Genomic DNA, 19996 nt, shown 5'->3' with positions numbered 1-19996 from the left:
GCAATACAGCGAAGCCATCGATTATCGCATGGCTCGGGGTTTTTACCTAATCTTGAATTCGAAGAAAGGTCTCGCGGTAATGCTCGAGTTCCTCGATCGATTCATGGACGTCGGCGAGCGCAGTGTGGGCCTGCTGCTTCTTGAACGCGTTGTAGGCCGATGGCTTCCAGCGCTTGGCAAGCTCCTTGAGCGTGCTGACATCCAGGTTGCGATAGTGGAAATACGCTTCCAGCCTCGGCATGTACTTCACGAGGAAGCGTCGGTCCTGCCCGATGGTGTTCCCGCACATCGGCGAGCCGCTTTTCGGGATGTAGCGCGAGATGAACTCGAGCAACTGTTGCTCGGCCGTCGCTTCGTCGAGCGAAGAAGCTTTCACCTTCTCGATCAGCCCGCTGCGCCCGTGCGTGCCCTTGTTCCAGGCGTCCATCCCATCGAGCACTTCATCGCTCTGGTGGATGACCAGCACGGGTCCATCGATGCGCGGCGTCAGGCCGGGGCCGGTCACGACGACCGCGATTTCGAGCAGGCGTTCCTTTTCAGGATCGAGACCGCTCATCTCGCAGTCCAGCCAAACGAGGTTCTGGTCGCTCTTCTTCAGTGTGGCTGCAGGGGCGGGCGCCGCGGGTTCGGTGGATTCAGGCATTCGACGATTGTCGTCGATGACCCTCCGGACGGCCGGGCTTCCGACGCTGGAAGCGCCCTTTCCGACGATAGGGCGACCGCCGAGCCTCAGGGCCCCGGGCTAAACTCGACCGCCATGCCAGCTCCCTTCTCCTCCTCCCTCGCCTTCACCCTGGCCTTTGCCGTCGCGCTGGTGGCCGGCTTGGTGGTGAAGTTCTGGCTCGCCAGTCGGCAGGTTCGCCACGTGGCGCGCCATCGCGATTCGGTGCCTGCGCTCTTCGAGCAAGCCATCACGCTCGCCGCTCACCAGAAGGCCGCGGACTACACGATGGCGAAGAGCCGCTTCGGCCTTGTCGAAATGGCCTGGGGCGCAGCGGTATTGCTGGGATGGACCTTGCTCGGCGGTCTGGACCTCCTGAACAAGCTGCTGCTGGACTGGATGGGCGGCGGCATGTGGCAGCAACTCGCCCTGCTCGCCGCTTTCGCGCTGGTCGGCGGCTTGCTGGAACTGCCGTTCACGCTTTGGCAAACCTTCAGGCTGGAGGAACGCTTCGGATTCAACAAGATGACCTGGCGGCTCTGGTTGGCCGATGCCATCAAGGGCATGCTGCTGGGTGCGCTGATCGGACTTCCGATCGCGGCGCTGATCCTCTGGCTCATGGGCGCTGCCGGTGCCCTGTGGTGGCTGTGGGCCTGGGGAGCATGGATGGCGTTCAATCTGCTGCTGATGCTCGTCTACCCGACCTTCATTGCGCCGATCTTCAACAAGTTCCAGCCATTGGACGATGCTGCGCTCAAAGAGCGCGTCAATGCGCTCATGCAGCGCTGCGGCTTTGCGGCCAAGGGACTCTTCGTGATGGACGGCAGCACGCGCAGCGCGCACGCAAATGCGTACTTCACCGGCTTCGGCGCCAGCAAGCGCGTGGTGTTCTATGACACGCTCCTGCGCCAGCTCAACGCCGGCGAGGTGGAGGCCGTGCTGGCCCACGAACTGGGTCATTTCAAGCACCGGCACGTCATGAAGCGCATGGCGGCGATGTTCGCGCTGAGCCTGGCCGGCTTTGCCTTGCTGGGTTGGCTGTCGACCCATGTGTGGTTCTACACGGGCTTGGGCGTGCAACCCAACATGGCGGCCCCGAACGATGCACTCGCGATCCTGCTCTTCATGCTGGCGGTGCCGGTCTTCGGCTTCTTCGTCGCACCGTTGCCTGTGCTCATCTCGCGCAGGCACGAGTTCGAGGCCGACGCCTACGCGATCGCGCAGACCAACGGCGCGGACCTGAGGGCAGCACTGCTCAAGCTCTACAAGGACAACGCGTCGACGCTCACGCCGGATCCAGTGTTCGTCAAGTTCTACTACTCGCATCCCCCCGCCTCAGAGCGCCTGGCGCGCATGGCCACGGCCTCATCCTGAAAGCCCACACGATGAATAGCATGCTGAAATCCAAGGACTGGAAAACCCAGGCGCGCCGTGCATTGAGCGCCACCGAAATCGTGGCAAGCCTGGCAAGGCTCGAAGGCTGGAAGCTCACTGGCGATGGGGCAAACGTCGCCATCGAGAAGACTTTCACCTTCGCCGACTATTTCGAGACTATCTCCTTCGTAAATGCTCTCGCGTGGGTGGCGCATCGGCAGAACCACCACCCGGACCTCTCGGTGCACTACAACCGCTGTGTGGTGCGCTTCAACACGCACGATGTAGACGGCATTTCGTCGACCGACTTCGACTGCGCCGCGCAGGCGGACGCCTTGATTGCGGACTGAGCCCATGGAACGCGCCCTTGGCTAAGCAGCGCGGCGGCACGGCCAGCGGTGTGGCGCTGCGCGACGGGCTTGTTGTCGCAGGTCACGGTCGCCACTGCCTCGTCGAGACGCCAGACGGCGATCGGCTGATCTGCCATCCGCGCGGCAAGAAGAGTCATGCCGTGGTGGGCGACCGCATCCAGTGGCAGGCAAGCGAGGACGAGGGCACGATCGAAAAGGTGCTGCCGCGAAAGAACCTGTTCTATCGGCAGGACGAGATCCGCACGAAGTCGTTCGCGGCCAACCTCGACCAGGTGCTCATCCTGATAGCGGCGGAGCCCGAGTTCTCGGAGACGCAACTGACGCGGGCGCTCATCGCTGCCTCGGCGGAACGCATCACACCCATCATCGCGCTCAACAAGAGCGACCTCGCGGTACCTTTCGAGCGGGCCTGGGCACGCCTCGCGCCCTACCGTCGCATGAGCTACGAGGTCGTGCCTCTGGCGCTCACGGCCGCCGACCAGGCGAATCGCGCGACGCTGACGACCATGCTGTCCGGCAACACCACGCTGGTGCTCGGCCCCTCGGGCGCTGGAAAGAGCACATTGATCAACCTTCTCGTGCCTGGCGCAACAGCGCTGACAGGCGAGATCTCGCAAGCCCTCAACTCCGGCAAGCACACCACGACCAGCACGACCTGGTACTGGGTCGACGCGACGCGAAGCACCTCGCTGATCGACTCTCCCGGCTTCCAGGAATTCGGGCTGCATCACATCGAGGCCATGCAATTGGCGCGCCTGATGCCTGACATCGCCGAGCACGCCAGGGACTGCAAGTTCTACAACTGCACGCACCTTCACGAACCAGGGTGTGGCGTGATCGCGCAGGTGGATTCATCCTCCCATCCGGGAGCGATCAGCGCTTCGCGCTACCGAATCTACGGCGAGCTCTTCGCCGAGCTCAGCCAGCCGAAGTATTGAACTCACCCCCAGCCTCGCCCACTTCGTGTGGCTCGGGCACCCCCTTCCCGGGGCAACCCCTGCGGCCCGGCGGAGCCGGTTCCGCGGGTTTCCGGGCTGGATCCTAGCGTGCGTCCAGGATTTCGGTCAGCGCTTCGACCAGGGCCGTGCACTGGTCTCGCGTGCCGACGGTGATACGCAGGTACTGCGCAATGCGTGGCTGCCTGAAATGACGTACGAGAACTGCCCGCGCCCGTAGCGAGGCAGCGAGTTCACCGGCGTCCTGCGCCGGGTGCCGGACGAAAAGGAAGTTGGCCTGCGACGGGAGCACTTCGAATCCCAGGTCTTCCAATTGCAACGCCAAGCCTTCGCGCGTGTCGACAACGTCGTCGCGCGTCCTGGCGAACCATGCTTCGTCTTCGAATGCAGCGATGGCGCCCGCCGACGCAAGCCGATCGATCGGGTAGGAATTGAAGCTGTTCTTGACGCGCTCGAGCGCCTCGATCAAGTGTGCTTGCGCGCAGGCGAATCCGACGCGCAAGCCGGCGAGTGAGCGCGATTTGGACAGTGTCTGGATGATCAGAAGATTCGGATGGTCGGCGATCAGCGGCAGGGCACTCTCGCCGCCGAAATCGACATAGGCCTCGTCGACAAGAACAACGCGATCGGGGCAGGCCCTCAGCAATGCCTCGATGCGGGACAGCGGCATGCCGATGCCCGTCGGCGCATTCGGGTTCGCTATGACGATGCCAGCGCAACCGGTGGCTGCGCGCGCGGCCAGTGCCCGGTCGTCGATGCGCAGAGCATCATCCACAGGCTGCAGGTCGCAAGCGATGCCGTAGAGTTGGGCGTAGACGCGATAGAAACTGTACGTGACGTCGGGGATCAGCAGAGGCTCGGCTTGCTGGAAGAAGGCAAAGAATGCGTGGGCGAGGATCTCGTCCGAACCGTTGCCCACGAACACTTGATCGCTTTGCAAACCGTATCGCACCGCGATTGCTTCGCGCAGTGCGATGGATTCGGGGTCCGGATAGCGTTCCAGGGCGTTCTCGGCAGCGCGGCAGATGGCATCGATCACTCGCGGCGACGGTGGATGCGGATTCTCGTTGGTGTTGAGCTTGACCAGATTCGCGATCCGCGGCTGTTCGCCGGGTACATAGGGCTCGAGGGCGGCGATTCTCGGACTCCAGAAGCTTGGAGCGTTGGACAAGTCCGATCCCCCCAGCCGGCTCAACCCAGCAATCGCGCCAGCGTGAGCAGCGCGAGCAATACCATCCACATCACGACCGACCGCCATACGAGGCCAACCACGCTGCGCAGGTGCGCAGGCTCGGGTTCGCGTCCCGGCGTGCTGCCGCTATCCGGGCCACGACCGGCAAATGAATCGCCGGCTTGCGCGCGCGGCAGCGGATCGGTCGCAGGTACCGCGCTCAGCGTGCCGCCGCCGAGCCTGACATTCACGGCGCCGGAGGTTGCCGCGAGGATCACGCCGTCATTTTCGTTCGGGAAGCGCTGCGCATCGTTGCGCCAGCAGTCGATCGCCTCTTCGAAGCTGCCGACGACGGCGAAGCCCAGTGCGGTGATCCGCGCAGGCAACCAGTCGATCGCGCTCCATGCACGATCGGCGGCCTGCTGAACCCAGATGCTCGACGGCTGCGTCGACGCGCCGTTCTTGTGCGCCCAATAGCGGGACACAAATTCGCTCATCCGGTAGAACACCGCGCCCGCAGGCCCGAGGCCGATCGCGGCAAGAATCGAAAACCACGCAAGCACGCCAAACACGTGCCGATGCGCCGCGATCACGGAGTGCTCGATGACGTGCCGAACGATCTCGCTGCGAGGCAGATTGACTGCATCGACATGCTGCCAGTGTGCGAGCAGCGAACGTGCGAGCGCTTCATCGCCTTCGTCGAGCGCGTCGCGAATGCCGGTGAAGTGGTGGCTGAACTGCCGGAATCCCAATGTGACGTAGAGGATCGCGACGCTCCACAGCACCGCGAAGGGCAACCCGAGCGTGAGGATCAGGAGCCAGTGCACTGCCAACACGAGCACCGTCGGCACGAAGACTGCGAGCGACCATGCGACCCATCCGTGATTTGGCTTGCCGGCATCGAAGTTACGACTGGTCCAGCGGGTCCAGGCGAGCACACCGCCATATACCGGGTTGTGATACGCCAGTGGACGCACCTGCTCGATCAGCAACGCACACAGGATGGCAAAGAAGCTCATTGGAAGATTCTAGAACCCCAGGAACGCATGAATCCAAGCAACTCCCTGGGGAAACCCGCAGGTCAGGTCAAGCGCTCAGGAAGCGATAGAGATTGCGCAGCATGCCTGCTGTCGCGCCCCAGACGTAGCGCTCGTGGGCCCCGTCCTGATACGGCATCGACAGCCATTCGCGAGACATCTGCTCGTCGACCAACGTGTGGCGGCGATGATTCGCCGGGTTCATCAGGAAGCCGAGCGGTACCTCGAAAGCTTCCGCGACTTCATGGGGATTGATCGCCAGTTCGAAATCAGGCTGCACGAGCGCGACGACCGGCGTCACGATGAACGATGTGATGGTCGTGTACGTCGGAAGGCAGCCCAGCACTTCGATGTATGCCGCCGACAGGCCGACCTCTTCCCACGCCTCTCGCAGCGCGGCAGCGGCGATGTTGGCGTCCTCGGGGTCCACGCGGCCACCCGGAAATGCGACCTGTCCCGAGTGGTTCGACAGATTCGTAGTGCGCTCCGTCAGCAAAACCGTAGGCTCATGTCTCATCACGATGGGGATGAGCACGGCGGCCTGAGCCGGTGGCCGGTCCAACATTCGCGGCTCGCGGCGCATTTCGGGCGTCCATACCGGCGGCGTGGCGAACCGTGCGCGCAAGGCGCGCGCGCTGAGTAGATCAGGGGGCACTGCCGGCAAACTGACGTCGACCCCGCTCACCGGCACATCGCGTGGATCGAATGACGGCAACACCGGCTGGACGACGGCATTGATGGTTTCGACAGGAGAAGCGCGCATGGCCGATGGTGGGGTAGTCAAGAAAATGCTTACTGAGTTAAACGATGCAAGGACCGCGCGCGGATGACACGCAGCGCCAAAACAAAATCACGAATGCCTTCCTGATTGAGCCCCAATGCAAAAAGCCGCCTGGAATGGCGGCTTTTGCGCGACAAGCGGATGGTGCTTACTGAGCGGCCGACGCTGCCGACGACTTGCCCGGCAGCTTTTCCTTGATGCGGGCCGAACGACCGCTGCGTTCGCGGAGGTAGTACAGCTTGGCGCGGCGAACATCGCCGCGGCGCTTGACTTCGATGCTGGCGATCAGCGGGCTGTAGGTCTGGAACGTGCGTTCCACGCCTTCACCGCTGGAGATCTTGCGCACCGTGAAGCCGCTGTTGAGGCCGCGATTGCGCTTGGCGATCACGACGCCTTCGTAGGCCTGTACGCGCTTACGGTTGCCTTCGACGACGTTCACGCTGACGATGACCGTGTCACCAGGCATGAAATCGGGGATCTTCTTGCCGAGGCGGGCGATTTCTTCCTGCTCGAGGGTCTGGATGAGGTTCATGATTTCCTGATTTCGATCTTGCCCACGCTACACGAAAGGCGCCTTTTCAGTGGCACTTCGCGTGCCGGCACGGCCGGGCAGAGGATCGGGGAACCGACGATTATAGCTTTTTTTGAAGCGTTTTCTCATCCGCCGCGGTGAGCCTTCCGGACCTTCGCGCCGCATCGAGCAAATCTGGGCGCTTGTCGCGGGTGATCAGCAAGCGCTGGTCCCGGCGCCAGCGTTCGATCTGGACATGGTGGCCCGACATCAGGACCGACGGTACGCCTTCGCCTTGCCATTGCTCGGGACGCGTGTAGTGGGGACAGTCGAGCAAGCCATCGAGCGCGGGATTGAAGCTGTCTTGCACATGACTGGCTTCGTCCCCCAGCACACCGGGCTGCAGGCGCGCCACAGCATCCAACAGTGCCATGGCGGCAATCTCACCGCCAGAGAGCACGAAATCACCCAAGCTGATCTGGTGCGTGACTCTCGAATCGATAAGGCGCTGATCGATGCCTTCATAGCGACCACATACCAGGACCGCGCCCTCGCCAACCGACCAGTTCTCGACGGATTCATGCCGCAAGGTTTCGCCAATCGGTGAGAACAGTACGACCGGCGCAGATGCGCCACGCCCCGCCAACGCCGCATCGAGGCAAGCCGACAGTGGCTCCGCCATCATGACCATGCCAGGGCCACCACCGAAAGGACGGTCGTCGACTCGCCGATAGTTGCCTTCGGCATAGTCGCGCGGATTCCAGAGGACGACTTCGACCTGCTTCGATTCGTACGCACGGCGCGTTACGCCACTCGCGAAGAACGGTACGAACAGTTCGGGAAACAGTGTGAGAACGTCGAAGCGCATGAAGGCGCCGATTCGGCCCGTATCAGTAATCGGGTTGCCAGTCGACCGTGATCAGCCTGCCTGGCAGATCGACCTTGTCGATGAAAGCCGACACGAAGGGAACCATTCGGGCGACCGGATTGCCGTCTTCTACAGCGTCCAGGACCAGCGTCGTCTGCGGACCCGTGGCAAGCAATTCACGCACGCTACCGAGCGAAACGCCTTCGCGATTCACGACCGCGAGGCCTATCAGGTCGACCCAGTAGTACTCGTCGTCAGCTGCAGTTGGAAAACTTGACCGGGGCACGAAGACGCGCGCACCGCGAAGTGCCTCGGCCGCATTGCGGTCCGGCACGTCCTCGGAAGAGGCGACGATGCAATCGGAATGTTCCTTGGCTTCGCGGATAGCGAGCCTGAACGCGTGTCCTTTCGCCGCGCCCGGGGGCTGCAGGAACCAGCGCTTGGAAGAAAAAAGCGCCTCGGGTTGGGCGCTGTGGGGCAAGACCTTGAACCAGCCCTTGATGCCCCAAGCGTCGGCGATGCGCGCCACTTCGATCGCATCCGCCGGCAATTCGGCGGTTTCGAGGGTGGGCAGCATCGCTGGGCGGTGCCTTAGGCAGCCGCTTTGGGGGCAGCAGCCGCGGCCTGCTTGATGAGGCGGGTCACGGTCGGGGAGGCTTGCGCGCCAACGCTTTTCCAGTAGGTCAGGCGATCCTGCGCGATGCGGATGCTTTCTTCATTTTCCTTGGCGGTCGGGTTGTAGAAACCCAGGCGTTCGATGAAACGGCCATCGCGGCGAACGCGCTTGTCCGATACGACGATGTTGAAAAACGGACGGCCTTTGGAACCGCCGCGGGAAAGTCGAATGACGACCATGATTTATCCTTCGGGTGGTGCAGCAAACCCGCAAGGTTCGCCCACAGTGTTCTTCCAGCGTCGAGACACGCGACATGGCCACCCGGCCAGCGACACGCTGAAAAGCCCACGATTATAGCCCGCAGTCTCTTTTTCCAATCCTTGACCGCGCCAAGCACTCCCGAATGACCCTCATCCGACCCAGCCGCGACGAAGACGTCGCTGCCATCACGGCCATCTACGCCCACCACGTCCTGCACGGCACTGGCACCTTCGAGACCGAACCACCAACGGCCAGCGACATGGCCCATCGCCGGGCTGACGTCCTCACGAAGAACCTCCCCTACCTCGTCGCAGAGCGCGACGGCGAGTTGCTCGGCTTTGCCTACTGCAATTGGTTCAAGCCACGCCCCGCCTATCGCTTTTCAGCCGAAGATTCGATCTACCTCGCCGACGCCGCCCGCGGACAAGGTCTAGGGGCCAGGTTGCTGGCCGCACTGTCCCAGGCCGCCGAATCCGTCGGCGTGCGCAAACTGATCGCTGTCATCGGCGATTCGGCCAATGCGGGCTCCATCGGCGTGCACCGCGCGCAAGGCTTCAGCCATGTGGGCGTACTCAAGGATTGCGGATGGAAGTTCGGCGAGTGGCGCGACGTCGTGCTGATGGAAAAGGTGCTGGGAGCGGGCAGCTCGACCAGTCCCGAATGAAGAACAAGACCGTGGCCGCGTGGCTGGCCTTTCTGGGCGGCCCGCTGGGCTTGCATTGCTTCTACCTTCGGGGCCTTTCCAGCACCCTCGGCTGGTTGCTACCGATCCCGACCGCTCTCGGCCTCTACGGCGTCGAGCGCGTGCGGCTCTACGGTCTTGACGATGGCATGAGCTGGGCGCTGATTCCTCTGCTCGGCTTCACCATTTCCGGCTGCGCGCTCACAGCCATCGTCTATGGGCTGATGACCCCGGAAAAATGGAACGCCCGCTACAACGCCGGGCGCTCCGACAGCGCGGCCGGCAATACCAACTGGCTCACCATCGGTGCCGTCGTCCTGGCACTGTTCTTCGGCAGCACCATCCTCATGGCCAGCCTGGCATTCAGCTTCCAGCGCTACTTCGAACACGAAATCGAAGCAGGCCGAAAAATCTCACAGTGAAGGCGTGAGGGCCGCCGCGCCCGGCCGCCCGAAGCGGCCGGCCCGCCCCCGGTAGGGGGTAGGCGAAGCGACACGCAGTGCGCGCAGCCTGGGGGTGAGTCAAAAGACCTGGATGCCGATCCAGTAGGCGATCGCGGCGACGAAAGCCGATGCGGGGATCGTGAAGATCCACGCCCACACGATGTTTCCGGCGACGCCCCAGCGCACTGCGCTCATGCGCTGCGCCGCGCCCACCCCGACGATGGCGCCCGTGATCGTGTGCGTCGTCGACACCGGAACGCCCAGCGCCGTCGCCAGGAAGAGCGTCAACGCCCCGCCGGTTTCAGCGCAGAAGCCGCCGACAGGCTTGAGCTTCGTGATCTTCTGCCCCATCGTCTTCACGATGCGCCAGCCACCGAACATGGTGCCGAGCGCGATGGCGGTGTAGCAACTCACGATCGTCCAGGTCGGCGGCGCTTCCGCATCCGCGGCCGCGTAGCCGGTGGCGATCAGCAACATCCAGATGATTCCGATGGTCTTCTGCGCATCGTTGCCGCCGTGGCCCAGGCTGTAGGCACCGGCGGAGACCAGTTGCAGCCGCCGGAACCATCGATCCACGCGCGACGGCGTGGAACGCCTGAAAGTCCAGGCGACCAAGACCATCATCAGCGAACCCAGCAGGAAACCGAGCAGCGGCGAAACGAAGATGAATGCCACCGTCTTCCAGATGCCCGAGGCAATCAGCGACCCCGCGCCCGCCTTGGCAATCACTGCACCCACGATGCCTCCGATCAGCGCATGCGACGAACTGCTGGGAATGCCGTAGTACCAGGTGACGAGGTTCCAGCTGATGGCACCCACCAGCGAACCAAAGACGACGTGCACATCCACGATCCCGGGCTGCACGATGCCCTTGCCGATCGTCGCCGCCACGCTCAGGTGGAACACGAAGATCGCGATCAGGTTGAAGAAGGCCGCGAACACGACCGCCTGACCGGGCTTCAGCACACCGGTCGACACGACGGTGGCGATCGAATTCGCCGCGTCATGAAATCCGTTCATGAAGTCGAATGCGATGGCCAGCGCGACCAGCACCACTACCACCCAGAGGGCGACCTGAACCGTTGCCATTCGAAGCCCGCAGTATCAGGAGTTTTCGAGGACGATGCCCTCGATCACGTTGGCGACGTCCTCGCACTTGTCGGTGATCGTTTCGAGCAGCTCGTAGATGGCCTTCAGCTTGATGACCTCGCGCACGTCCGGCTCTTCGCGGAACAGCTTGCTCATCGCGCTGCGCATCACGCGGTCGGCGTCGGACTCGAGGCGGTCGATCTCCTCGCAGGTCTTCAGGGTGGCCTCGGCCGTGGCCGGGTCGGTGATCTTGCCCAGGAACTTGACCGCGTCCTTCACCCGTTCGCAGCACTTCACGCTGAGCGCGGTGAGGCGCGTGATCTCCTCGGTCATGTGGCGCACGTCGTAGAGCGCCATGGTTTCGGCCGAGTCCTGGATCAGGTCGGCCACGTCGTCCATCGTGTTGATCAGCTTGTGGATCTGCTCGCGGTCGATCGGCGTGATGAAGGTCTTGTGGATCAGGCGGTTGACGTCATGCGTCACGCGATCGGCGGCGCGCTCGGCATTGTCGACATCGCGGTTGTATTGCTCGCGAAGGTGCAGGTCGTTGTAGTTGGCGACCAGATGCTCGAAGGCGCGCGCGGCTTCGACGATACGGTCGGCGTGCTGATTGAACATCTCGAAAAAATTCCCCTCGCGGGGCAGCAGCTTGCCGAACATGGCGCTCTCCTGGGTTCGCGGCCGTCACGGCACAAGTCTGTGACACCTTCGTGAAAAACCGCGCAAGTGTAATGGGCAGACCTGAACGCAGCCGTCAGAGCCGCTCGATCCGCTGGTCCGCGACCTTGGCGATCTGCCCGCTTGTGACTTGATTCGGCGCAATTTCGGCCAGCGGCAACAGGACGAAAGCGCGTTCATTCATGCGCGGATGCGGGAGGGTGAGGGTTTCGCTTTCCATGACCACATCCCCATGACGCAGCAGATCGAGATCGAGGGTTCGCGGCGCATTTCGATAAGGCCGTTCACGACCCGCCACGATCTCGAGACGCTGAAGCTCCGTCAGCAACACATGCGGATCCAGAGTCGTCTCCAGTTCCACGACGGCATTGATGAAATCGGGCCCCGTCGCATCGATGGGCCCCGTCCGGTAGAGGGAGGAACGCGCCTTCACCCGCGTTTCCGGCAAGCCATCCAGGTCGGCCATCGCGCGCTCGACGGTGCCGCGCGCATCGCCGAGGTTGGCGCCGATCGCGACGAAGGCCCGGGCAGTCATTCCGCCGCGACGCTGCCGGCTTCTCCGCCGCCACTGCGCGGCTTGCGCCGGCGGCGACGCTTGCGCGGCGCGGTGGTGACCTCGCCGTCAGGCGGAAGGTCCGGCGCAGCTTCCGAGCCAGGCACTGCCACCCGATGCCCGGACGACGGTTCGGCTGGCGCACGCGCCGGTACGCGTTGGCGCGTCCGCTTTTGCTGCTCATCGCGCACCTGCTCCATCAGGTCTTGTCGGCGCATGTCGTCGGCAGTGCTGAATTCCTGCCACCACTCCGCAACCGCCTCGCCGACTTCACCGATATCGGCACGTAGCCGCATGAAGTCGAAGGCAGCGCGAAAGCGGGCCTGCTCGACCAGGCTGTAGGGCGTGGCGCCGCTGCGCTTGTCGAAGCGCGGCTGCATCATCCAGATCTCGCGCATGTCGGCCGCCAGCTTGCCGCGGCCTGACACGTCGCCGATGCGCGCGTTGAATACGTCGTCGATGGCATCCTGAAGCGCCGGGAACGACGCTTGGGGCCGCTGGCCATGCCGCCCTTCCATGCGTTGCGCCCAGCCGTCGCGCACGTCCGCCCACAGCACGCAGGCCAGCAGGAAGCTCGGCGCCACCGGCTTGCCTTCGCCGACGCGGCGATCGGTGTCCTGCAAGGCGGCGTTGACGAAGGGCTGCTCGGCGCGCTCGACGACCACGTCGAGCAGCGGATAGATCCCGGTCGAGAGTCCGAGCTTGCGCAGTTGCGCCACGGTCGCGACCGCGTGCCCGGTCTGCAACAGTTTCAGCATCTCGTCGAACAGGCGGCTCTGGGGCACGTCCGCCAGCAGCCGGCTCGATTCGACCAGCGGCGCAGCCGTCTTGGGCTCCAGCTTGAAGCCGAGCGCGGCAAGCTTGGCCGAGAAACGGATCGCGCGAATGATGCGCACCGGGTCCTCGCGGTAGCGCGTGATCGGGTCGCCGATCATGCGCAGCGTGAGCTTCTTCGCGTCCTTGATGCCGTTGTGGTAGTCGACCACGACCTGGCTGGCCGGGTCGTAGTACATCGCGTTGACAGTGAAGTCGCGGCGCGCGGCGTCTTCTTCCTGCGGGCCCCAGACGTTGTCGCGCAGCACCCGGCCGCTGGCGTCTACGGCGTGCTTCATGCCTGCGAGTTCGCCCTTGCTGGTGCGTTCGTTGCCCGCCACCTGTTCGGCCCCTGCACTGTCCATGTAGGCGCGGAAGGTCGAAACTTCGATCACTTCATGGTCGCGCCCCCGGCCGTACACCACGTGAACGATCCGGAAACGCCGCCCGATGATGAATGCACGGCGGAACAGGCTCTTCACCTGCTCGGGAGTCGCGTTGGTCGCCACGTCGAAGTCCTTCGGACGCAGCCCCAGCAGCAGGTCGCGCACCGCGCCGCCGACCACATAGGCCTCGAAGCCGGCTTCCTGCAAGGTCGTAACGACGTTCCTGGCGCGTTCATCGACCAAGGCCGGATCGATGCCGTGCACCGAGGCGGCGACCTCCTGGCGTTTGCCGAAACGAGCCTTGCCGAGCGGCGCATCGCCGGATTTGCCGAGAAGTTTGTCGATGAATTTCTTGATCATTGGGAGGAAGGGTTCGGCGCTCCGGGCGCCCTATTCATTTTCGAGCATCGACCGGATCAGCGGGATGGTGATCGCGCGCTGCGTCTGCAGGGCGTAGCCGTCGAGCTGGGTGAGCAGTTCCATCAGGCTGCCAAGGTCACGGCTGAAGCGGTGCAGCATGTAGTCGAGCACATCGTCCGACAACATCACGCCGCGGCCGTCCGCGGCCTGCCGCAGGACCGCGCGCCGTTCGGTCTCGCTCAACACCTGCAAGTGGAACACATGACCCCAGCCGAGGCGCGTGCGCAAGTCTTCGCGCAAAGGCAGGTCGGCCGGCGGCAAGGCACCGGCCGCGACGACGCCGCGCTGCAGGCTCTGCGCGTTGACGAACCAATTGAACGCCGCGTGCTGCTGGACCGCGGTGAAGAGATGGACATCGTCGAGCAGGACGGCGCCCCATCGATCGTCGAATTCAGGCGGATTCGATACCGCGGGATTCAGCCATCCGACGCTGGCGCCCTGCTCGCGCAGCGCACTGCGAACGGCTTCCAGCAGATGCGACTTCCCGCTTCCGCTCTCGCCCCAGAGATAGGTCGGCACCGGTGAATGCAGTGTCGGCGCACGCGCATCGCCTACCCACAGCGTCAGGTGCCGCAATGCCGGCTCATTCGGCCCGGCGAAAAAGCCCGCGAGCGTCGGACCGGTCGCCAGGCCGATATCGAGCGCGAGCTGCTTCATGCCATGGCCGCCGGCAGCGGCTGAGGAGGCGCGTGTGACGCGAAAGAAGGGTTCATGGGGCAGGACTGACAAGCCTGAGGGAGGGGAGCCGATGAGCGCCCTTAAAATCGTCGCGAATTCTATCGGCCCGACCGTATCGGTTGCCGGCCTCATTGTCCTCTTCCTTCCGCCCTCCCCTCCATCAGTCCGGCCACGCCATGAACTCCAACTCCTCCACACCGCTCAGCTACAAGGATGCGGGCGTCGACATCGACGCCGGTGACGCGCTGGTCGACCGGATCAAGCCCCTCGCCAGGAAGACGATGCGCGAAGGCGTGCTGGCCGGCATCGGCGGCTTCGGCGCCCTGTTCGAGGTGCCCAAGCGCTACAAGGAACCCGTGCTGGTGAGCGGTACCGACGGCGTGGGAACCAAGCTCAAGCTGGCCTTCGAATGGAACATGCACGACACCGTCGGCATCGACCTGGTCGCCATGAGCGTGAATGATGTGCTGGTGCAGGGCGCCGAACCGCTGTTCTTCCTCGATTACTTTGCCTGCGGCAAGCTCGACGTGGACACGGCTGCAGCCGTGGTCGGCGGTATCGCCCGGGGCTGCGAGCTCAGCGGCTGCGCGTTGATCGGCGGCGAGACGGCTGAAATGCCCGGCATGTATCCCGCCGGCGAATACGACCTCGCAGGCTTCGCGGTCGGCGCAGTCGAGAAGTCGCTGATTCTCACCGGGCAGAACGTCAGGCCCGGCGACGTCGTACTGGGCCTCGCGTCGTCAGGCGTGCATTCCAACGGCTTCAGCCTGGTACGCAAGGTGATCGAGCGCGCGGGCGATGCCCTGCCGGCAACGCTGGACGGCAAGCCCTTCCGCGAAGCGGTGATGGAACCAACCCGTCTCTATGTGAAGCCCGTGCTGGCGGCGCTCGCCAGGCATCCGATCAAGGCCCTGGCCCACATCACCGGCGGCGGCCTGCTCGAGAACATCCCGCGCGTGCTGCCCGAAGGCACGGCCGCCCACCTGCGCAAGGGCAGTTGGCCGCAGACCGAACTCTTCGCATGGCTGCAGCAGGTCGCCGGCATCGACGACGTCGAGATGAACCGCACCTTCAACAACGGCATCGGCATGGTGGTCGTGATCGACGCGGCCGAGGCCGCCGCCTGCGCAGACACGCTGCGCGCGGCCGGCGAGACCGTGCATGAAATCGGCGTCATCGCCGAACATGGAGCGGGCGCGGCAGTCGTCGTCGCCTGAACAGCCTGCGCCGCGTGAGCGAGCCGACCCGCACTCCGTCGCGATCCCTGGTGACGGCGAGCTACGTGCTCATTGCCGGCACCCTGCTGCTGGTGATGTGGCACGGGTTGCTGCCGGGGTTGCTGTGCGTATGCATCGGCTTTCTCGGCACGCGCTGGCTCGCCCGCGTGCTGCACTCGGGCCTTCGCCGGTCACAGAAGATCAGCGCAAACGACCCCGCATGGGCCGCAGTGCCGTCGTTGCCGCGCATCACCGCCGCGACCTTCGTGATGGCGGCGCCGATCGGCCTTCTCGTCCTCGGCTTTTCGGAGGCACGCGAGTTCGTCCTGAACGCACCCGAGCAGTACAAGGAGTTGCTCGATTTCGTTGCGCGGACAGTGCTCGAGTTCCGCCTCAAGCTGCCACCCGACATGGCCGCCTATCTGCCGGAAGGCGCCGCGGAGGTGCAGCGGACCATTGCCGGCTTTCTGCGCGCGCAAGCCGGTTCGCTCGCACTGACCGGCCGGGCTTGGCTCGGCGGGCTGCTGTTTGCCTACGTGGGCCTGATCATCGGGTCATTGGCTGCCATTGCCACACAGGCGTCCTCGCGCCGCCCGCTGGCGCAGCAACTCAAGGAGCGCATCGTCCTGTTCGGCGAAGCCTTCGGGCAGATCGTGGCGGCGCAGTTCTGGATTGCCGCCTTCAACACCCTCCTGACGGCCATCTTCCTGCTGTTCCTGCTGCCTGCGTGGAAGATGGAACTGCCTTACACGCCAGCCCTGATCACCCTCACCTTCGTGGCCGGCCTGGTGCCGATCGTTGGCAACCTCATTTGCAACACAGTCATCGCGCTGGTAGGACTTTCGGTGTCGCCGCTCGTCGCGCTGGCCTGCCTCGCATTCCTGATCCTGATCCACAAGGCCGAATACCTGATCAACGCAAAAGTGGTCGGCAGCCGCACCCAGATGTCGGTCTGGGAGCTCCTGGCCGTGATGTTCGTGGCCGAGGCGGTGTTCGGCCCGGCGGGGCTGGTCGCGGCGCCGCTCTTCTACGCCTACCTTAAGAAGGAACTGAAGGCGGCAGGGCTCGTCTAGGCGATAGCATGTCCTGAATTGATCGATTTCGGTCCGAGGCAGCACGGACGAACGAGCGCCATGCCCTGAAAATCAAGCGCATCATCCACTTTCCTCCAGGAGTTGCCGCACCATGAAGAGCTGTCTGATTGTGATCGACGTACAGGAGTCGTTCCGCCACCGCCCCTATTTCGACGAGATGGAACTCCCCGCCTACCTGGCCGCCCAGAACGCCCTTGTCTCGGGCTTCGCGGCGGCCGGCGCGCCCATCGTCCGGATCTTCCACAACGACGGACCCGCCGTAGCAAGCAATTCCTTCGCCATCGAATCAGGCCACGTGCGGCCGCTCGACGGCCTGGCCGACTTCAAGGCCGCAGCGACCTTCACGAAGCGGCGCCACAGCGCCCTCGTGGGCACCGGGCTGGATGTCTGGCTCACGCAGAACGGCATCGATCGCCTCGTCATCAGCGGCATCCGCACCGAGCAATGCTGTGAGACGACCGCGCGCCACGCCTCGGATCTGGGCTGGCAGGTCGACTACGTCACCGATGCCACGCTCACCTTCGACATGGTCCAGCCCGACGGCATGCCGCTACCGGCGGCCGACATCAAGGCCCGGACGGCCACGGTGCTCGACGGCCGGTTCGCCAAGATCTGCAGCGTGGACGAAGCGCTCACCCGCCTCGGCGAGATTTCGAAGGTGCCAGCGTGAAACCCACGCTGCGGGTCGTGATCCTCGCGTTCGACGACTTCGAGGCGCTGGATCTCGCAGGCCCTTGCGAGGTCTTCACGACTACCAGCCGCATGGCCCTTCGAGCCGCGCCGGACGCGCCGGCACCCTTCGAGGTGACTTGCGTCTCGCGCAGCCCGGCGCCGGTGCGGATGCGGGCCGGACTTTCCGTGCGGCCTGGGCATTCGTTCGACGACGTGCCGCCGGCGGAGCCGCTGGCCCTGCGCACGGCGCGACAGATGGATTTCGCATGGACGAGATCCGCGCAGTAGACCCCGACGCCCCCATCCGCGTCGTCTTTGCGCTGTTGCCCCACAGCCTGATCCTCGACTGGGCCGGGCCGGCCGAAGCGCTGCGCATCGCCAACCAACTGCTTGTCGCCGGCGGCAGGCCGGCGCGATTCGAACTCGTCTTCGCGAGCCCGGAGCCGACTTCGGCGAGTTCCGTCGGCGTGGCACTCGCGGGGCTTCAACCGCTGCCGTCCGAGTGGGACGCTCCGACCTGGGTGGTGCTGGTCGGTCTGCCAGGCGACACCGTGGCAGTCGACAACGCGCCCGCGCAAGCGCTGCTCCAGTGGCTGCGCACCCTGCGGCTCGAAAGCGGCCGACTGGAACTCGTCACGGTGTGCGCCGGGACCCTTCTTGCAGCCCACGCAGGCCTGCTGGGAGGGCGTCGCGCCACTACGCACCATCACCATCTCGATGAATTGCGACGCACCGACCCGCGCTGCGAAGTGGTCGCCAACCGCGTCTTCGTCCTGGCCCCGCCGCTCTACAGCAGCGCCGGCGTGACCACGGGCATCGATCTCATGCTGCACCGCATCGCCGAAACCTGCGGCGAATCGCTCGCGGCCCGGGTGGCGCAAACCATGGTCGTCGCCATGCGCCGCGGTCCGCACGACCCGGAGTTGTCGCCCTTCCTGGCCCATCGCAACCACCTGCATGCCGCACTGCACCGCGTGCAGGATGCGGTGAGCGAGCAACCCCAGGCCGACTGGACAGTCCCCCGAATGGCCGATGTCGCGCACACATCGCCCCGGCATCTGACGCGCCTGTTCGTCGAACACGCCGGCGTCGCGCCCCTCGCCTACCTCCGCCGCCTGCGCCTCGCCACCGCGCAACTCGCCCTGCGATCAGGCGTCAACGTCACACGCGCCGCAGACATCTCGGGCTTCGGCTCAGACACCCAGCTCCGCCGAGCCTGGCGCCAGTTCGGTCTCCCCGGCTCCCCCTCAACCCAGGAAACCGCCCAGGTACCCAAGGTCCCAATTCGTGAAACACCACGGATCCGGCTCCGCCGGTCCGCAGGTGTTGCCCCCGGCCGGGGGTAGGCGGCCACACGAAGTGGGCAAGCCTGGGGCGAGCTACAGATATCCGCAGAAGCGAATGATGTGGCCGTCGGGCTCGCGGATCGCGAACTCGCGCAAGCCCCAGGGCTGGGAGGTGGGCGGCTCGATCACCGTCACGCCGCGCTTGGCGTAGGCCGCATGCAATCCGTCGATGTCGCGCCCGACATGGATCACGATCTCGCCGCGCCAGGGACTCGCCTCGCGCCGGCCGCATTGCCATAGACGAAGATAAACTGGGTCCCCGTAACTGCGGTCGCCCTTCTTCACCCTTGCGTAACTCGGAGGTTCCCCGGCTATGAAGTCGAGTTCGAAGCCAAGCACATCCCTGAAATAGCGCGCCGCTCGCGTGACGTCGGCGACCGGCAGCACAGGTTGGATGCCATGGAATTCATGCAGCGTACCGAGGTCCACCGCCGAAGCCTTGACGGGCTCCATCAGTTTTCTGCCCGGCGAAGCGCAGCTACACGCTCGGCGACCGCATCGATGTCGAGTGCGTCCTCGACGTGCGCCAGATAGGTTTCGAGGTCGCGCACCGCCAGCGCGCAATTCCCTTGCTCAGCGTGCGCCAGGCCACGGTCGCGATGTTCGCCCCAGGCTTCCGGCAAGAGGGCGATCAGGCGATCCTGGACAGCGATCGCGCGCTGCCAGTCTTCCTGCGCGTGGTGGATTTCCTTCAGGTTGCGCAGCATGCGCCCGATGATTTCGCGCGGCGTCGCGGGCTGCAGGTAAAGGCCAAGCGGTACGTCGAACTCGCCGACCAGGCCGTTGCTGCGCTTGTACGGCTCCAGCCGCTCACTGAGCTCTTCCCGCGAAAGCGATTTGCCGGTGAAGGGGTCGATCACCACCTGCCCCTTCGGCAGCGTGACCTTGAGCATGAAATGGCCCGGGAATCCCACCCCGCGCGCCTGGAGTCCCAGGCCTTGCGCAAGCTCGATCCAGAGGACCGCGAGCGAGATCGGAATGCCGCGCCGGGTGCGCAACACCGCGTTGAGGTAGCTGTTGTCAGGGTCGTAGTAATCGTTGACGTTGCCGCCGAAGCTCAAATCGTGAAAGAAGAACTGGTTGAGCGCCCGCAACCGCTGCAAGGGCGCTGCATCGGCAGGCAGGCGGCGCTTGAGCCGTGCGAGCAGTTGGTCGACATCGCCCAGCACCTGCTGCACGTCCAGTTCGGGGTATTCGTCCTGCGCAAGACTGGCCGCCGCCTCGAGCAAAGGGAACTGCTCGTCGCTCTCCACGAGTGAACTGAAATACTCGAGAGCGGTGGGCGTCGAGAAGCTGTACGTCATGTGGCTTTGTAGAG

General features: G+C 64.6%; 25 protein-coding genes. 10 read left to right on the top strand and 15 right to left on the bottom strand.

The genetic code is table 11. The annotated features are described in order from the left end of the window. Positions 1–46 precede the first annotated feature (46 nt). A complete protein-coding gene (gene orn / locus AC1D3B_RS29515) occupies positions 47–643 on the bottom strand; it encodes an oligoribonuclease (RefSeq protein WP_478194227.1) in 597 nt (198 codons plus the stop codon). A gap of 114 nt (positions 644–757) precedes the next feature. Between orn and AC1D3B_RS29510 the strand changes: the two genes are divergently transcribed. The 3 genes from AC1D3B_RS29510 to rsgA are packed head-to-tail and all read left to right on the top strand — an operon-like array spanning position 758 to position 3344. Next, the gene (locus AC1D3B_RS29510) at positions 758–2035 is read left to right on the top strand and encodes a M48 family metallopeptidase (protein ID WP_478194226.1); all 1278 of its coding nucleotides are present in this window, start codon (positions 758–760) and stop codon (positions 2033–2035) included. A gap of 11 nt (positions 2036–2046) precedes the next feature. After that, the gene (locus AC1D3B_RS29505) at positions 2047–2385 is read left to right on the top strand and encodes a 4a-hydroxytetrahydrobiopterin dehydratase (RefSeq protein ID WP_478194225.1); all 339 of its coding nucleotides are present in this window, start codon (positions 2047–2049) and stop codon (positions 2383–2385) included. Between the two features lie 17 nt (positions 2386–2402). After that, positions 2403–3344, top strand: coding sequence for a ribosome small subunit-dependent GTPase A (gene rsgA, locus AC1D3B_RS29500; RefSeq protein ID WP_478194224.1), 942 nt, complete (start codon positions 2403–2405; stop codon positions 3342–3344). 103 nt (positions 3345–3447) lie between these two features. On the opposite strand, the gene hisC is transcribed toward rsgA, so the two are convergent. The 7 genes from hisC to rpsP form a co-directional block, all read right to left on the bottom strand. Then, positions 3448–4533, bottom strand: a complete 1086-nt coding sequence (gene hisC, locus AC1D3B_RS29495) for a histidinol-phosphate transaminase (RefSeq protein WP_478194223.1) — start codon at positions 4531–4533, stop codon at positions 3448–3450. Between the two features lie 20 nt (positions 4534–4553). Continuing rightward, entirely contained in the window at positions 4554–5552 is a 999-nt protein-coding gene (locus AC1D3B_RS29490) for a CobD/CbiB family protein (RefSeq protein ID WP_478194222.1), read from the bottom strand. A 67-nt stretch (positions 5553–5619) separates the two neighbouring features. Beyond that, complete coding sequence (locus tag AC1D3B_RS29485; protein ID WP_478194221.1) at positions 5620–6333, bottom strand: CoA pyrophosphatase; 714 nt, start codon at positions 6331–6333, stop codon at positions 5620–5622. Between the two features lie 166 nt (positions 6334–6499). Continuing rightward, positions 6500–6883 (bottom strand): 50S ribosomal protein L19, encoded by a 384-nt coding sequence (gene rplS / locus AC1D3B_RS29480; protein ID WP_435515767.1) that lies wholly within the window; start codon positions 6881–6883, stop codon positions 6500–6502. A gap of 100 nt (positions 6884–6983) precedes the next feature. Beyond that, on the bottom strand, positions 6984–7730 hold the full coding sequence (gene trmD, locus AC1D3B_RS29475) for a tRNA (guanosine(37)-N1)-methyltransferase TrmD (RefSeq protein ID WP_478194220.1): 747 nt from the start codon (positions 7728–7730) through the stop codon (positions 6984–6986). Between the two features lie 22 nt (positions 7731–7752). After that, the gene (gene rimM, locus AC1D3B_RS29470; RefSeq protein WP_478194219.1) at positions 7753–8307 is read right to left on the bottom strand and encodes a ribosome maturation factor RimM; all 555 of its coding nucleotides are present in this window, start codon (positions 8305–8307) and stop codon (positions 7753–7755) included. A gap of 14 nt (positions 8308–8321) precedes the next feature. Next, complete coding sequence (gene rpsP, locus AC1D3B_RS29465) at positions 8322–8585, bottom strand: 30S ribosomal protein S16 (RefSeq protein WP_028248676.1); 264 nt, start codon at positions 8583–8585, stop codon at positions 8322–8324. A gap of 164 nt (positions 8586–8749) precedes the next feature. Between rpsP and AC1D3B_RS29460 the strand changes: the two genes are divergently transcribed. Continuing rightward, the gene (locus tag AC1D3B_RS29460) at positions 8750–9271 is read left to right on the top strand and encodes an N-acetyltransferase family protein (protein WP_478194218.1); all 522 of its coding nucleotides are present in this window, start codon (positions 8750–8752) and stop codon (positions 9269–9271) included. Next, positions 9268–9711: a TM2 domain-containing protein gene (locus AC1D3B_RS29455; protein ID WP_478194217.1), complete on the top strand. Its 444-nt coding sequence runs from the start codon at positions 9268–9270 to the stop codon at positions 9709–9711. The genes AC1D3B_RS29460 and AC1D3B_RS29455 overlap by 4 nt, the downstream gene beginning before the upstream one ends. A 99-nt stretch (positions 9712–9810) precedes the next feature. On the opposite strand, the gene AC1D3B_RS29450 is transcribed toward AC1D3B_RS29455, so the two are convergent. From AC1D3B_RS29450 to hda, 5 genes are all read right to left on the bottom strand, one after another. Beyond that, on the bottom strand, positions 9811–10821 hold the full coding sequence (locus AC1D3B_RS29450) for an inorganic phosphate transporter (protein ID WP_478194216.1): 1011 nt from the start codon (positions 10819–10821) through the stop codon (positions 9811–9813). 15 nt (positions 10822–10836) lie between these two features. Beyond that, positions 10837–11481 carry a DUF47 domain-containing protein gene (locus tag AC1D3B_RS29445; protein WP_478194215.1) on the bottom strand — a complete coding sequence of 215 codons (645 nt, stop codon included), beginning with the start codon at positions 11479–11481 and terminating at the stop codon, positions 10837–10839. 94 nt (positions 11482–11575) lie between these two features. Continuing rightward, positions 11576–12034 (bottom strand): 2-amino-4-hydroxy-6-hydroxymethyldihydropteridine diphosphokinase, encoded by a 459-nt coding sequence (folK, locus tag AC1D3B_RS29440; protein ID WP_478194214.1) that lies wholly within the window; start codon positions 12032–12034, stop codon positions 11576–11578. Further along, complete coding sequence (gene pcnB / locus AC1D3B_RS29435) at positions 12031–13611, bottom strand: polynucleotide adenylyltransferase PcnB (protein ID WP_478194213.1); 1581 nt, start codon at positions 13609–13611, stop codon at positions 12031–12033. The genes folK and pcnB overlap by 4 nt, the downstream gene beginning before the upstream one ends. Before the next feature lie 30 nt (positions 13612–13641). Next, complete coding sequence (hda, locus tag AC1D3B_RS29430; protein WP_478194212.1) at positions 13642–14328, bottom strand: DnaA regulatory inactivator Hda; 687 nt, start codon at positions 14326–14328, stop codon at positions 13642–13644. Between the two features lie 197 nt (positions 14329–14525). Between hda and purM the strand changes: the two genes are divergently transcribed. From purM to AC1D3B_RS29405, 5 genes are all read left to right on the top strand, one after another. Continuing rightward, a complete protein-coding gene (purM, locus tag AC1D3B_RS29425; RefSeq protein WP_478194211.1) occupies positions 14526–15566 on the top strand; it encodes a phosphoribosylformylglycinamidine cyclo-ligase in 1041 nt (346 codons plus the stop codon). A gap of 14 nt (positions 15567–15580) precedes the next feature. Then, positions 15581–16639 carry an AI-2E family transporter gene (locus AC1D3B_RS29420; protein ID WP_478194210.1) on the top strand — a complete coding sequence of 353 codons (1059 nt, stop codon included), beginning with the start codon at positions 15581–15583 and terminating at the stop codon, positions 16637–16639. Between the two features lie 112 nt (positions 16640–16751). Continuing rightward, complete coding sequence (locus AC1D3B_RS29415) at positions 16752–17330, top strand: isochorismatase family protein (protein WP_478194209.1); 579 nt, start codon at positions 16752–16754, stop codon at positions 17328–17330. After that, complete coding sequence (locus AC1D3B_RS29410; protein WP_478194208.1) at positions 17327–17620, top strand: hypothetical protein; 294 nt, start codon at positions 17327–17329, stop codon at positions 17618–17620. The genes AC1D3B_RS29415 and AC1D3B_RS29410 overlap by 4 nt, the downstream gene beginning before the upstream one ends. Next, complete coding sequence (locus AC1D3B_RS29405) at positions 17599–18678, top strand: GlxA family transcriptional regulator (protein WP_478194207.1); 1080 nt, start codon at positions 17599–17601, stop codon at positions 18676–18678. Before AC1D3B_RS29410 ends, AC1D3B_RS29405 begins: the two co-directional genes overlap by 22 nt. A 33-nt stretch (positions 18679–18711) precedes the next feature. On the opposite strand, the gene AC1D3B_RS29400 is transcribed toward AC1D3B_RS29405, so the two are convergent. Together AC1D3B_RS29400 and AC1D3B_RS29395 are read right to left on the bottom strand one after the other, a co-directional pair. Continuing rightward, on the bottom strand, positions 18712–19131 hold the full coding sequence (locus AC1D3B_RS29400; RefSeq protein WP_478194206.1) for a bleomycin resistance protein: 420 nt from the start codon (positions 19129–19131) through the stop codon (positions 18712–18714). Then, positions 19131–19982, bottom strand: a complete 852-nt coding sequence (locus tag AC1D3B_RS29395) for a SirB1 family protein (RefSeq protein ID WP_478194205.1) — start codon at positions 19980–19982, stop codon at positions 19131–19133. The genes AC1D3B_RS29400 and AC1D3B_RS29395 overlap by 1 nt, the downstream gene beginning before the upstream one ends. Between the last annotated feature and the right edge of the window lie 14 nt (positions 19983–19996).

Source organism: Variovorax sp. P5_A3 (assembly GCF_056400665.1).
The sequence above is the reverse complement of the archived record's forward strand: the minus strand, read 5'-3'. Positions and strand labels throughout refer to the sequence as shown.